Below are 13,195 nucleotides of genomic sequence, written 5' to 3'. Positions count from 1 at the left end.
AAAGAAGTGTTACGGGCGGAAAGAAACTGCCTGATCCGACGCGTCAGGAAAACGCCGCCACTATGCCGCGTAGTTCCGCCAGCCCGCGCATTCGTCCGATCAGCGGATAACCGGGAGTGCTGTGTCCGCCGAGATCGCTCAGCAGTTCTTGTCCGTGGTCAGGCCGCATCGGAATTTGCCAGTCGTCCCGCCCCTGGGATTTGCGGCGGCGTTGTTCGTTCATCAACTCGCGAATGGTGCCGACGATGTCGGTGTCGCCCTCCAAATGCGGGGCCTCAAAAAAGTCCGGCTTCTGACTGTCTGACCCGGCGATGCGTTGGGTATTCCGCAGATGGACAAAGTGAATTCGGTCGCCATGCCTGCGCACGAAGTCCGGCCCATCGAATTCGGGGGACACTCCCAGCGATCCGGTACACAACGTTGCGCCATTCGCCAACAAATCAACCGCATCCAGAACGGCGCCGTAGTCATCGGTACTGGACATGATCCGCGGCAGACCAAGCAAGGAGAACGGCGGATCATCCGGATGACAGCACAAGCGTAGTTCCAGTTCTTGGGCGACTGGTGCGACTTCTGACAGGAAGTCGATCAGGTTTGCGCGAAGCCGGTCACGGTCTATATGAGCATAGGTCTGCAACAAAGCGCGCACGTCCTGCACGCTCCACTGATCGTTGGCGCCGGGCAGCCCCGCAGTGACATTGTGTTGCAACTGGGCCTTGGATTCATCCGACATGCGCAAGAAGCGATCCTTGGCCGTTTGCTGGACGACGCTGGAATAGTCTTCGGACGCGCCCGGTCGCTTGAGAATATGTATGTCGAAAACAGCAAAATCGGTCAGGTCGAACAGCATGGCCGTTCCGCCGTGCGGCTGCGGGGCGCGAAGGGCGGTGCGCGTCCAGTCCAGGATTGGCATGAAGTTGTAGCAAACGACTTTGATGCCACGGGCGGACAGGGACCTGAGGCTGGACTTATACGCCTGCAGATGTTCAGCCATGTCTGCGGACTGTGTTTTGATCGCCTCGGAGACGGGCAGGCTTTCGACAACGTCCCAACTGTACCCGGCAGTAGCCAGAACTGCCTGCCGATCGGCGATGCTCGGTTCGTCCCAGGGTTGTCCCGGGGGGATGTGATGCAGTGCGGTGACGATGCCCTGAACTCCGACTTGATGGAGATCGGCCAGGGCGATCGGATCATCGGGTCCGAACCAACGCCAGCATTGTTTCATGGCAGCCATCCTTCATACAGCGGGTGATCGGGCCTGATGGGAAGGGCAACACGCTGCCCGGTGCGCGCCGCGTGATAAATCGCCGTCACAAGGCCGATGGACGCAGCGCCGTCCTGCAGCGTAACGGCCGAATTTGCCTCGGACCGCAGTGCCTTGCCGACTTCGGCAAAGAAGCCTTCGAAACCAATTGGCTCGGCGGCGACGGCCGCAAGAGCCTCGTCGATAGCGGCTTGATCCACCGGGTCCCGCGCGAGGAATGTCCAGGGCGATTGACCTGGGGCATAGGGTTCCGTACCTGAGGTGGCGGTCACCTTTTCAAAGACGAACCGCAGGCGGGTTTCGTCCGTGGCGGCGCCTAGTGTGATATTGCTTGTGCACAATGCTCCGGAAGTCATGCCAAAGCAGATCGCTGCGCAATCTTCGGTCTCGATCGGGTTGACCCGCGTTGTGGCCATTGCGGACACCCAGGCTATATCACCCGCGATATGAGTCAGCAGATCATGGTTGTGGATGGCATGGCCCAGCACTGCGCCGCCGCGTTCACCGGCCCATGTTCCCCGCCACGGCACCGCGTAATAGTCTGCCCCTCGGGACCAATGGGTTTCAAGCGCGGCCGTTTGGACTGCTCCGGTCAGGCCGGCGCGTTGCAGGTGGCGCAATTGGGCCAGTGACGGCCCCCACCGGTATTGAAAAACTGGAAAAACATGCTTGCCCGCGCTGCAGGCGGCTTCCGTGATCCGATCCACATCCTGCATCGAGGTCGCAAGAGGCTTTTCGCAGACAACGTGTTTTCCTGCGGCCAGTGCGGCAAGGGTGGTCGGTACATGCAGATGCGGCGGCAGGCAGATGTCGATGACATCAATCGCCGGATCATCCAGTGCGTCCTGAATGTTGGTGAGAGATCGAAAATCCGAGTTCTGTCGAATCTGTTCGATCCGGTCCGTATTCTGGTCGACCACAGTGGCTACGCGGAAGTCGCGGTCAAGCCGTTCCAGTGCGCTCAGATGTTGCGCACCGATACCTGCGCCAAGGATCGCAACGTTGATCATCTACGTTCCGCCATTTCCTGCGCGCGCAGCGCGAGTTCCATGACCGTGAAGCAGTGGGTCTGCGTCATTGCGGTTTCCGTCCGGTTGCGGATGTCATCGGCGAGGCGCGAAAAGTAGGGAAGGCCGGCGTCAGATGCGTCGATCTTTTGGCAGGTTTCACCATTGACGAGGATCAGATGGTCCGTCCCTGAGGCCCCACCCACATCAACATATTTTCGCAACTCGATATAGCCTTCGGTTCCTAGGATCGTCAGACGACCATCCCCCCAGTTCGGAAGGGCATCCGGCGTAAACCAGTCAACCCGGATGTAACCGGTGCCATTCTCGCTTCGTAGATTGACCTCGCCAAAATCCTGCATTCCGGGATCGTTGGGGTTTGCATAGTTCGCCACATAGGCGTTTGTGATTTCTGCGGTTTTTGAACCTGTGTAATGCAGGAATTGGTCAATCTGATGCGAGGCGATGTCGGTCAGAATACCGCCATAGCGGTCACGCTGAAAAAACCACTCCGGCCGGGTTGCCCGGTTCAATCGGTGGGGGCCAAGTCCGACCGTCTGGATTACGCGCCCGATGGCACCGGCCTCGACCAACTCGGTCGCCCGGGTGCTTACGGCCGTTTCAAACCGTTCGGAAAAATTCACCGACCAGATGCGACCGGTGTCCGCGACAGTTCGCTTGATCTGGTCGAGTTGTTCGAAAGTCGTGCAGCCCGGCTTGTCGCTCATGACGTCCATGCCGTTCTGCATGGCGCCGATCGTTAGCGCGGCCCTATCTGCAGGTACTGCCGAAATAAGCGCTAAATCCGCCCCGCAAGTTAGGGCGTCTTCCAGTCGAGCCAGCCGCGGAATATCGGGAAACCTTTTGACGTAGCCCGCCAGCGTTTCGGGATCGCCTTGTGTCCAATAGCCAACGCAGTCCACTCCGATTTTGCGCATGTTTTCCGTCATGCCATAGATATGGCGGTGGTCCAGGCCAAGGGCGACGCAGGTCAGACTCATGAGATGACTCGTGTTTTCTGGCCGGTTTGATTGGCGATCTGCATCGCGTCGATGGCGGCGTGGGTCAAAAGGGCACTGCGTCCGGTGGCCATGGGCTGCGTTCTACCGGCGATGGCCTTGGCGAAATCCTCGATGACCGTCTGGTGCCATTCATGGGTGAACGCCATGGGATCAGCCCCTCCGCCTGTGGCGGACGTTTCGCCAACCGTGGATTTCCGACCATCGAAAGTGGTCAAGGTCAGGACACCTGACTCTAGATGCGCCTTGGCGTGCATGCCCTGGATCGTGATGGACTCAGCGGCCCCAGGATATACGGCAGTAGTCGCCATCAAAGTTCCCACCGCGCCGCTATCCATTTCAAAGACTGCACATGCCCAATCCTCGGCCTCGAGATCGTGCAACGGAGTTTTTCTCATCATGGCTTGAATGTCCGAGATCGGCCCCAGCAGCCACATCGCGAGGTCAAGCGTGTGGATTGCCTGCGAGATCATGACACCGCCTCCGTCGCGTGCATAAGTGCCTCGACCCGGCTCGTCATAGTAGCTCTGATCGCGCCACCAGGGGACACGGATCTCCACTGTGGCGATCGCGCCCAACGCACCCTTTTCAATGACGGATTTCAGCGCCTGCGAGGCGGCGCGGGCGCGGTGCTGAAAGACGATTCCCAGCGGCACACCAGACACCTCGCACTGCTCGACAATGGCTGTCGCGGCGTCCAGCGTTCTTTCGATAGGCTTTTCCATCAGGATCGGTTTCGAAGCGGTCGAAAGAACCCGAACCAATTCTGTGCGCTGATCGGGCGGGGTTGCGATGATCGCAAAGTCGACGTTTGAGTCGTTTGCGATTTCCTCGACCGAGCTGAACGCGCGGGTGTCGTTTCGCTGCGCGAACTCAGCTGTTTTTTCAGGATTGCGCCCGAGGACGCCGGCAAGATTGAGGCCTTGCTCCGATGCCTGAATGGCAGCGACATGCGTGCCCGAAACCATCCCCAAACCAATCAGCGCAATATTCATTCGTTCCCCCGGATCACCCGGTCAGTCTGCGGGTTCGAACGGGAAAGATGCAACCATTAAAAACTGTGTTAACAATTGCGGGCAGCAGCATCGGAGGCGGAATTGACTGGTAATTTGAATGGGATGGCAGAAGACCTGTACCTGGGCATCAAGGACCTGCCGATCGTGTCTCCGCATGGTCACTGCGATCCGGGGTGGTTCGCAACCGATGCGCCGTTTCCCAACCCGGCAGAGCTGCTTGTGGTTCCCGACCATTACGTGTTCCGTATGCTCTATTCACAGGGCGTTCCCTTGTCCGAACTTGGCGTTGGGGAAGAGGGGCGAAAGAAGGATCCTCGCGCCGTGTTTCGCACCTTTGCCGAGCACTGGCATCTGTTTCTGGGAACGCCGTCCCGGATCTGGATGAACTATGTGTTGCATGAAACGCTGGGCGTGTCTGAGGAGTTGTCTTCGCGCTCGGCAGACCTGATCTATGAAGAGATTGCCGAAAAGCTGGGGCGACCCGAATTTCGCCCGAGGGCTTTGTTCGACCGGTTTGGGATCGAGGTTCTGGCCACCACAGACTCCGCTCTCGCCAGCCTTGCGGAGCATCGGGAGATTCGAGCAAGCGGTTGGGGCGGGCCGGTTGTTCCGACGTTCCGCCCAGACGGGGTTTTGGATGGGGCGGACTCAGAGTTCGTGCAGAACCTGAACAAGTTGGCCGAGCTGACAGGCTGCGATCTGGGCAGCTATGATGGCTACCTAAACGCGCTGCGTATGCGGCGGGCTTATTTCATCCAGCTGGGCTGCACGGCCACCGACCACGGTATCGAACGCGTGCAGACCGAGTGGCTGGAAGACCCGGATGCGCTGTACCAACGGCTGAGACGGCGGGAAGGGACCGAACAGGATGCTCGCCGGTTCTACGGGCATATGCTGATCGAAATGGCGAAGATGTCTGTCGATGATGGTCTGACCATGCAGATACATGCGGGCAGCAAGCGCAACACGAACGACGCAGTAATGCGGGACTTCGGACGGGACAAGGGGGCCGACATTCCAGTCGCGATGGATTGGGTCACGGGCCTTGAGGCGCTGTTGAACCGGGTCGGAAACTCGCCCGAACTGCGGATCATACTCTTCACATTGGACGAAAGCACCTATGCCCGTGAACTGGCCCCCATGGCGGGACATTGGCCGTGCCTTCGGATCGGTCCGCCCTGGTGGTTCCACGACAGCCCAGCCGGGATTGCGCGGTATTTCGACCAGGTGGTTGAAACGGCCGGATATTACAATTTGGCCGGATTCAATGACGACACGCGGGCTTTTCTGTCCATTCCTGCGCGGCACGATCTGTGGCGACGAGGTGTTGCGATTCATTTGGCCGAGCAGGTTGGGCGTGGTTACTTCGGTCGGGACAGTGCCGAGCATCTTGCACGGTTGCTTGCGGTCGATCTGGCGAAACAGGTTTACGGATTGCAAAGCTAGATGGGTACTATTCTTCACTTCGGCCTTGGAAACTTCGCCCGGGCGCATTTGCTAGACTACACCGATCAAGCGGGCGGATGGGACGTTGTCGGCGTCAGCCTGCGTTCATCATCGGTTCGCGATGGATTGGCCCGGCAAGGTTTCGAGTACGATTTGTGCGTACAGGGGCAGGGCGTCCGGCGCATCAAAGCTCTGCGGGACGTTCTGGTCGCGCCCGAGGATCGCGCCAAGATTTTCAATGTGATGGCGGATGCCGAGATCATTTCGGCGACCGTCACCGAAAAAGGTTATCACTTGGACGCAGCGGGCAATCTGAACCTTCAGGACCCGGCGATTGCCGCCGATCTGGCGGGGCAGGGGCCTTCGACGCTGATCGGGTTTCTAGCTTTCGGCCTTGCGGGATGGCGCAAGCCTGTGACGGTGCTAAGCTGCGACAACCGAATGGAAAACGGCAAAACGCTCGAAACGGCCGTTGCCGATTTTGCGAATGCAGCCAGTCTGGACGTGAATTGGAATGCCGTTCGCTTTCCAAACGCGATGGTCGACCGGATCACCCCGGCCACCACGGACGCTGTTCGCGCAATCAGCGGCGATCCTATGGCTGTTCCGACCGAGGCGTTCTCGGAGTGGGTGATCGAAGACAATTTCGCCGGTCTTCACCCGGATTGGCCGGGCGTGCAACTGGTCGATGACGTAGCCCCGCACGAGATGCGAAAGCTGCGCATGTTGAACGGAGCACATTCCCTGTTGGCTTATGTCGGGTTGGAGCGAGGCCTGACCTACGTCCACGAAGCGGTTCGAGACCCGGTTTTGCGCCCGTTGGTTTCCCAGTTGATGAGGGATGCGGGCGCAACGCTGCCCGCAGCGCTGCAAGCACAAGTTCCAGACTATGCCGAGGCTCTGTTGCACCGCTTTGAAAACCCCGAGCTGGCGCACCGTCTGGACCAAATCGCGATGGATGGCAGCCAGAAGCTGCTGTATCGGTTTGTTCCCACACTCCGTGAGACCGGCTCTCAGGCGGTGATTGCGGGGATGCGGGCCTGGATCTCCTATTGCATGTCCGAGACCGCCAAGAGCAGGGCGCTGAACGATCCTTGTGCGTTGGAAATCGCCTCGGCCGTCAAGCAGCCAGATCCGATAGTGCCACTTTTGGGCCTTGTCGGTGCCGAAGATCTCGCGCCACTTATCCGGGAATGATCGCGCCGCGGAACTGAACAACGGTGGACGCCAGATTGTGTCCGACCATCAGGGCCTCGGCCTGCGATTTTCCCGTAAGCAAGGCTGCGAGGTACCCACCGTTGAAACTGTCGCCCGCCGCTGTGGTGTCCAGCACATTTTTGGCAGGTTCATAGGTTTGGTCAATGTTCTGACCGATGGACAGAGGGCCATTCTCTCCGCGTTTCAAGGCACCGACACCGTGATGATCGGTAAATCGTGCCGCCACCTGATCCGCGCTTTCCCCGAACAGCGCCATCTCGTCGTCAATGGACGGTAGGGCAATATCCGCGCGCTGCCAAAGCCGTTGGTTGATCTGCCGGGCGTGTTCGACGCTATGCCAAAGACGAGGACGAAAGTTGCTGTCATAGACCAACCGGGCTGAAGCGCCTTCGAGCCAGTCCAAAAGCGCAATCCTCACCGAATGCGGAAGAATGGCCACGGAAATCCCCGACAAGTAAAGCACGTCGTAACCTTTCAGCGAGCTGAAGTCGTGATCAGCAAAAAGCTGGCGGGCGGCCGCCTCGCTGCGCCAATAGGTAAAGCTGCGTTCACCGTTCGCAGATGTCGTGATCGCGTATAGTCCCGGAGAAGAGTTGGGAATGATGCGGATGCCAGATGTCCCGATGCCATGACTGGCGATAAAGTCGGCGATGCGCCCTGAGAACGGGTCGTCGCCCAGACATGTCACATACTCCACCTGCAGCTCAGGAGCGGCGCGGTGCATGTAGATGGCCGTGTTCAGCGTATCCCCCGCAACGCCCACCTTTGCGCCGGTGTCCAGCATAGACAATTCGATCATTGCTTCGCCGATGCAGGCAATTCGCGTCATTTCTTTTCTCTTTTCCAGATGATGAGCCCGGCGACCATGATCAACGCAGCTCCTGCCAACGTGAATGCGTCCGGTACCGTGTCAAAGAAAAGGTAGCCCCAGATCGCAACGTAGATCAGGAACGAATAGGTGAATGGCATCAACTGGTTCGCCGTTCCGAACCGATGCGCGTTCGTCAGCAGTTGATGCCCGCACCAGCCAAAGACGCCAAGACTGATCAGGACAATCAGGCTCCACGTGTTTTCCGGCTGGACCCAAAACCAGATGGCGAAGGGCAGCAGGACCACCGTCCCGGTAAGCCCGAGGTAGAATTGCATGGTATCCACGGCAACAACCCCGGATAGCCTGCGCGTCATGATTGAATACAAGGCCAGCGCGGTTGCGTTGTAGACGATCAGAAGCATGGTCGGATGAAAGGCCGAACCAAACGGCCGCACGACAACCAACACCCCCAGAAAGCCCAGTATGATAGCCGCCCAACGCCATGGGCCCACTCTCTCCTTCAACACGAAAACGGACAGGAAGCACACGATGACCGGGCTTGAGAACATGATTGCCGACACGACGGTCAGAGGTAAAAACCGCAGGGCATAAAAATTGAAAACGGTTGCTGAGATCAGCAGTAAGGCCCGGCTAATGACCTGCCATGGATGGTCGGTCTTGAACCGGCTGGCCTCAATCCCGCCCTTGGCGATCACGCCCACAGAGATCACAAAGTGCCCCGCATAGCGCATGAACGCCAACTGAAATGCCGGCACGCCGGCCAACGCCAACCATTTGGCCCCAAGGTCAACCAGCGAAAAGAACAGCCACGCCGTCAGCATCAGCACGATGCCAAGGCGCGGCAGGTCCGCATTGGGGTTGGCGGTGACGGCCATCGATCAGGTGTTGAAACGCTTGACGTAGTAGTCAACCATCTGGCTGACCATGTCATCCGCCTGACCGTGGTCGCGCGCGTCATTCAGCGCCGAAAGCGCGCACTGCGACATCACGCTGGTGACGCCTGCATCGCGTGCCATACGGTCATAATACCCGAGGTCTTTTGCCGCGTTCTTGATTGCAAAGGCCAGCTGGTTTGGATCTTTCTCGACGCCGTAGGCTTTGACGAAATCCATCATTCCGGAATGCAGCGGCCCAGCGGCCATAACGTCATACACCTGCTTGCGGTCAACTCCGGTGATATCTGCCATGGCGAAGGCTTCGGCCATCGCGTTTGCGACGGTCATTCCGAAGAAGTTGTTGATAAGCTTGATCGTGTGTCCGGAGCCAACGGGGCCAAGGTAGAAAACGTTTTCGCCCAAATCCATCAGTGTCGGCTCGGCCTTGTCAAAGGCAGCCTTGTTGCCGGACGTCATAATGTTGAGCTTGCCTTCTAGCGCGTGCGAAGGCGTCCGACCAAGCGGCGCATCCAGGTAGCTTCCGCCAGCTGCAGCGACCTCCTCGGCCAAGGCGCGTGTGCTGCCTGGGAGCGAGGTGCCAAAGTCGATGACGATAGCCCCAGGTTTCAATCCCGCAATCACTCCATCTGGGCCGCGCATTCGGCTCTCGACCTGTTCGGAGGTGCCCATGCACAGCATCACGATGTCGCTGGCCTGAGCCAGCTCTTGGGCGTTTTGCATCTCGCGGGCGCCCCGGCCAATCGCGGCGTCCAGATATGTTCGGTCGCGGTTTCCCAATACAGCGACTGAGTATCCTTGGTCCAACAGTCGGCTCACCATGGCTCCGCCCATTAATCCCAAGCCGATAAACCCGATTGATGGTTTGCTCATTGGTTTCCCTTTCCGTGAATGTGTCTGGTTTTCATTCTTGTGTCTGGCGCGGGCGGCTTTGCAGTTTGAATGCTCACATTGCCCGGCGGATAATCATTGGTTTTTGAGTGGTCCGGAAATTTGCCGGGCCGCATGGCCATCAGGCCGGTGCCCGCGCTCGAGCTGTTCGCGCCTTGAGCCCCTGTTCGATCCATGATGTGACCTCAAGCGTCCGGGCTGCATCCTCGACGTCGATTAGTGGAGGGGCGCCGTCGATTACGTCAAGGAAGTGATCCAGTTGCGCTTCAAGCGGCGCGCGTTGTTGTTCCGGTCGTGTAAGTTGGTTTTTTTGGGCCGCAGTGCCCCAATCCTTTCCACGCCACAGGGTCATGGAGGGAAAACTGACAGCGCCGCTGGTTCCCGTGATCCACATCATGTCCTGACGGGTCGTGCCGATGTTCGGGTTCTCGCCGGTTCCGGCCTCAAACCCCCAAGGGCTAGGTGCGGTGTCGGCAAAACTAATGGTGCCCGTCGCGCCGTTTTCGAACGCGATCGCAACAGCCCCGCTTTCTATCCTATCCGATCCGCGGATTGATGCTCCGGGCAGGGCGACGACATCCGAGATTTCTCCGATCACAAAGCGCAAGACATCGATATCATGCACCAGATTGATCATGACTGGGCTGCCATCGGAAGTCCGCCAATTCTGTTCAAAATAGCTTTCGGGTTTGCGCATGGCCCACAGCAACGAGACGTTGATGACTTGCCCGATTGTACCTTGCGCGATCACCTCTTTCAGGTGCTGTAAGGTTGTGTGATATCGCCGATGGTGGCCTACAAGGCTGCGGACATCGGCCTTGCGAACGGCCGCCCTCAAGCGCTGGGCATCATCGATCGATGCGGCAACCGGCTTTTCGATCAGCATGTGCCAACCGCGGGATGCGGCCAGAATGCCATGTTCGGCATGCAGGCGGGTCGGCGTCGCGATGATGACGCCATCCACCGGGCCCTTCACCTCGTCCATACTGGCAAAACGCGGCGCGTCGATCTGGATCGAGCCATCTGGATCGGCCAACCCGACCAACACGCAGCCGGGATGCTCGATCACGGCGCGCACGTGGCGGATACCGATCAATCCACCGCCGGCTACAAGGATCCGTTTCACATCACCGCTCCGATTTGCCAGGGAACGAATTCGTAGTCACCCAGGCCCTGCGCCTCGGACTTGGTCCGTGCGCCCGATGCGACTTGCAGAAGTCGTCGGTATATTTCCTGTCCTTTTTCTTCGACGCTGGCACCTTTGGTCAGAATGTCGCCCGCATCCACGTCCATGTCTTCCGGCATGCGCGCTGCCAACTCAGAGTTAGTAGCGATTTTCAGCGTCGGCGCCGGTTTCGACCCAAAGGCAGAGCCGCGCCCCGTGGTAAAGCAAACAAGGTTGCACCCGGCCGCGATCTGCCCGGTCACCGAGGCCGGGTCATATCCTGGGCTGTCCATGAAGGTGAAGCCTTTGGCGGTGATGGGTTCGGCGTATTTGAATACACCGGTCAAAGGGGTGGTTCCGCCCTTCGCCGCTGCCCCCAGAGATTTCTCAAGGATGGTCGTCAGACCGCCTTGCTTGTTGCCGGGGCTTGGGTTGTTGTCCATCGAACCGTGATTGCGGGCGGTATAGTCCTGCCACCAATCGATCAGTCCGATCAGTTTTTCCCCAGTTGCGCGACCAAGGGCGCGACGGGTCAAAAGGTGTTCGGCTCCGTAGATTTCGGGCGTTTCCGCAAGGACTCCTGTGCCACCTTGGGCAACCAACAGGTCGCAGGCATGTCCGAGCGCCGGGTTGGCGGTCACACCGGACCAAGCGTCCGATCCTCCGCATTGCAGCGCAACCATCAGTTCAGACGCCGGGGCTTCGCTGCGCCTTGCCTCATTGGCAATGGGTAGCATCTGGTTGATCTTGCTGATGCCCATTTCCACGGTCCGGCGCAATCCGGCGACGTTCTGGATGTTCATCGTCTGGAAGGTGGGGCTCTGCTTCAGCCCATACGCGTCCAGTAGCCAGTCGATCTGGTTCATCTCGCAGCCCAGACCGACCATCAGAACAGCAGCGTGGTTGGGATGTTTCGCAAACCCCCACATGACCCGTTGAAGAGCTTCGAAGCCGTCGCCGGAATCGGCCATTCCGCAGCCCGTTCCGTGGACAAAGGCCACCACGCCGTCGACGTTCGGAAACTCGGCCAGCTTGTCCGGCGTAAAGTGGTTGGCGATCATCCGGGCCGCAGTCGCTGAACAATTCACGGTGGTTAGAACCGCGATGTAATTGCGCGTACCGACCCGACCGCTGTCCCGGTGGTAGCCCATGAACGTATCGACCGAAGTGGCGGGTTTCGTAGGCCTGTGATCCGTCGCAAACTCGTAGTCCACGCTGGTGTTGCGGAACTCGATATTGTGGGTGTGCACATGGTCGCCGGGTTCGATCGGTTGGGTGGCGTAACCGATGATCTGTGAGTACTTTCTGACCGGATCGCCGGGTGCAAGAACCCGCGTGGCGACCTTGTGTCCCGAGGGGATGCGCGCATTGGTCGTAACATCCTCGACAATATTGCCGACCTCCAGGGGCCGAGTTGCAACCACCACGCTATCCGTTCGATCTAAACGTACAAAAGTCATAGTCAGCTTTCTTGGGGGCAGCAGCTAGGCGCAGAACGGCGAGTCCGATGTCCACCGGTGAATATCTATATGCGGCTGTCCAGACAGCCTTGCTCGCGCCGCCTCCCAATTGGATTTGCAGACACGCCAATCTCGTAGCTCGGTTTCGGGGCGCGATCTGGACCTTGCGACGAAGCTGGGGAAATGGTCTCGACCAGTGGGCTGGCCCACCGCACTAAAGCGGATGTCGAAAGACCAGCGGAACCGGTCCGTTTCATTGACCAGCGAAGCATGTGGCGTCAGAGGGTGAAACAGGATGATCCCGCCTGCTTTGACTGGCAGAGGCACAGCTCGACCTTCGTCAATGAAGCCGTCAGCAATGCCTGTCTGCGTTCGCGCACAATGTGGTAGAATGGATTGGTCCTGTGCCTTTGGCAACACTTGCAGGCAGCCGTTTTCGACCGTTGCATCGTTGACGGCGATCCACACCGTGACCATGTCGGTCTGGTCCGCATCCTCCAACGCAACCGCCCGGTCCTGATGCCAGTCTGTTGCGGTGATGTGCGCGCGCACCTCATCTTTGGACAGCTTGAGGGCGGGGGGCTTCAGCCGAACGTGCTGGATCGGATTGCTCACCAACTCTGGCCCGATCAACTGCTCGACAATGTCGAGCATGGGCTGGGCCGTCAGCAAGTCGAACACCGCGGGCCCAATATGGAACGGTGTGTCCGCCATGATCCGATCGCCGGGCAACGAGATGTCCAGCGGCTGGAAATAGTCGCAACCGGCCTGATAGGCGGACAGAAGTTTGTCCCAGAAGGTCTTTCCTGACGGTTCGTCCTTGACCAGCCCGTTTTCGTACCAACCGTCATAGAGCCGGTTCAGGACATCCGAGTATTCAGTCTGTACCCGATCCAGGACATCGCCGGGAATTACATCCTCGACCACGAGGTATCCGTCCGTCTGGAACTTGCCAATCTGATCTTGTGTCAGCATGGGTGCAAC

General features: G+C 58.9%; 11 protein-coding genes and 1 pseudogene. 2 read left to right on the top strand and 10 right to left on the bottom strand.

The window, feature by feature from the left end:
* Positions 1-43: 43 nt before the first annotated feature.
* Genes uxuA through ACR0NO_RS06140 form a run of 4 tightly spaced genes read right to left on the bottom strand, consistent with a single transcriptional unit; the run spans position 44 to position 4,285 of the window.
* Positions 44-1,225, bottom strand: coding sequence for a mannonate dehydratase (uxuA, locus tag ACR0NO_RS06155; RefSeq protein ID WP_480723323.1), 1,182 nt, complete (start codon positions 1,223-1,225; stop codon positions 44-46).
* Entirely contained in the window at positions 1,222-2,274 is a 1,053-nt protein-coding gene (locus ACR0NO_RS06150) for a Gfo/Idh/MocA family protein (RefSeq protein ID WP_480723322.1), read from the bottom strand. The genes uxuA and ACR0NO_RS06150 overlap by 4 nt, the downstream gene beginning before the upstream one ends.
* A complete protein-coding gene (locus ACR0NO_RS06145; RefSeq protein ID WP_480723321.1) occupies positions 2,271-3,272 on the bottom strand; it encodes a Gfo/Idh/MocA family protein in 1,002 nt (333 codons plus the stop codon). Before ACR0NO_RS06145 ends, ACR0NO_RS06150 begins: the two co-directional genes overlap by 4 nt.
* Positions 3,269-4,285: a Gfo/Idh/MocA family protein gene (locus ACR0NO_RS06140; protein ID WP_480723320.1), complete on the bottom strand. Its 1,017-nt coding sequence runs from the start codon at positions 4,283-4,285 to the stop codon at positions 3,269-3,271. Before ACR0NO_RS06140 ends, ACR0NO_RS06145 begins: the two co-directional genes overlap by 4 nt.
* A 123-nt stretch (positions 4,286-4,408) precedes the next feature.
* On the opposite strand from ACR0NO_RS06140, the gene uxaC reads away from it, so the two are divergent.
* Together uxaC and ACR0NO_RS06130 are read left to right on the top strand one after the other, a co-directional pair.
* On the top strand, positions 4,409-5,752 hold the full coding sequence (gene uxaC / locus ACR0NO_RS06135; RefSeq protein WP_480723381.1) for a glucuronate isomerase: 1,344 nt from the start codon (positions 4,409-4,411) through the stop codon (positions 5,750-5,752).
* Positions 5,753-6,949: a mannitol dehydrogenase family protein gene (locus tag ACR0NO_RS06130; RefSeq protein WP_480723319.1), complete on the top strand. Its 1,197-nt coding sequence runs from the start codon at positions 5,753-5,755 to the stop codon at positions 6,947-6,949. It abuts the gene before it with no gap.
* Here the strand turns inward: ACR0NO_RS06130 and ACR0NO_RS06125 are convergent.
* The 6 genes and pseudogenes from ACR0NO_RS06125 to ACR0NO_RS06100 form a co-directional block, all read right to left on the bottom strand.
* Positions 6,936-7,799 (bottom strand): sugar kinase, encoded by an 864-nt coding sequence (locus tag ACR0NO_RS06125; protein ID WP_480723318.1) that lies wholly within the window; start codon positions 7,797-7,799, stop codon positions 6,936-6,938. The two genes, ACR0NO_RS06130 and ACR0NO_RS06125, sit on opposite strands and share 14 nt — an antisense overlap.
* Positions 7,796-8,677 carry a DMT family transporter gene (locus ACR0NO_RS06120; protein ID WP_480671558.1) on the bottom strand — a complete coding sequence of 294 codons (882 nt, stop codon included), beginning with the start codon at positions 8,675-8,677 and terminating at the stop codon, positions 7,796-7,798. The genes ACR0NO_RS06125 and ACR0NO_RS06120 overlap by 4 nt, the downstream gene beginning before the upstream one ends.
* Positions 8,678-8,680: 3 nt before the next feature.
* A pseudogene (locus tag ACR0NO_RS06115) lies at positions 8,681-9,607 on the bottom strand (NAD(P)-dependent oxidoreductase); the annotation flags it as partial.
* 100 nt (positions 9,608-9,707) lie between these two features.
* Positions 9,708-10,712, bottom strand: coding sequence for a Gfo/Idh/MocA family protein (locus ACR0NO_RS06110; protein ID WP_480723317.1), 1,005 nt, complete (start codon positions 10,710-10,712; stop codon positions 9,708-9,710).
* Positions 10,709-12,211 (bottom strand): UxaA family hydrolase, encoded by a 1,503-nt coding sequence (locus ACR0NO_RS06105; RefSeq protein WP_480723316.1) that lies wholly within the window; start codon positions 12,209-12,211, stop codon positions 10,709-10,711. The genes ACR0NO_RS06110 and ACR0NO_RS06105 overlap by 4 nt, the downstream gene beginning before the upstream one ends.
* 24 nt (positions 12,212-12,235) lie before the next feature.
* A complete protein-coding gene (locus tag ACR0NO_RS06100; protein WP_170665445.1) occupies positions 12,236-13,186 on the bottom strand; it encodes a phytanoyl-CoA dioxygenase family protein in 951 nt (316 codons plus the stop codon).
* Positions 13,187-13,195 lie beyond the last annotated feature (9 nt).

The sequence above is a fragment of the Ruegeria sp. CL3 genome, from assembly GCF_056536505.1.
This window is presented reverse-complemented; position numbering and strand designations above follow the sequence as displayed.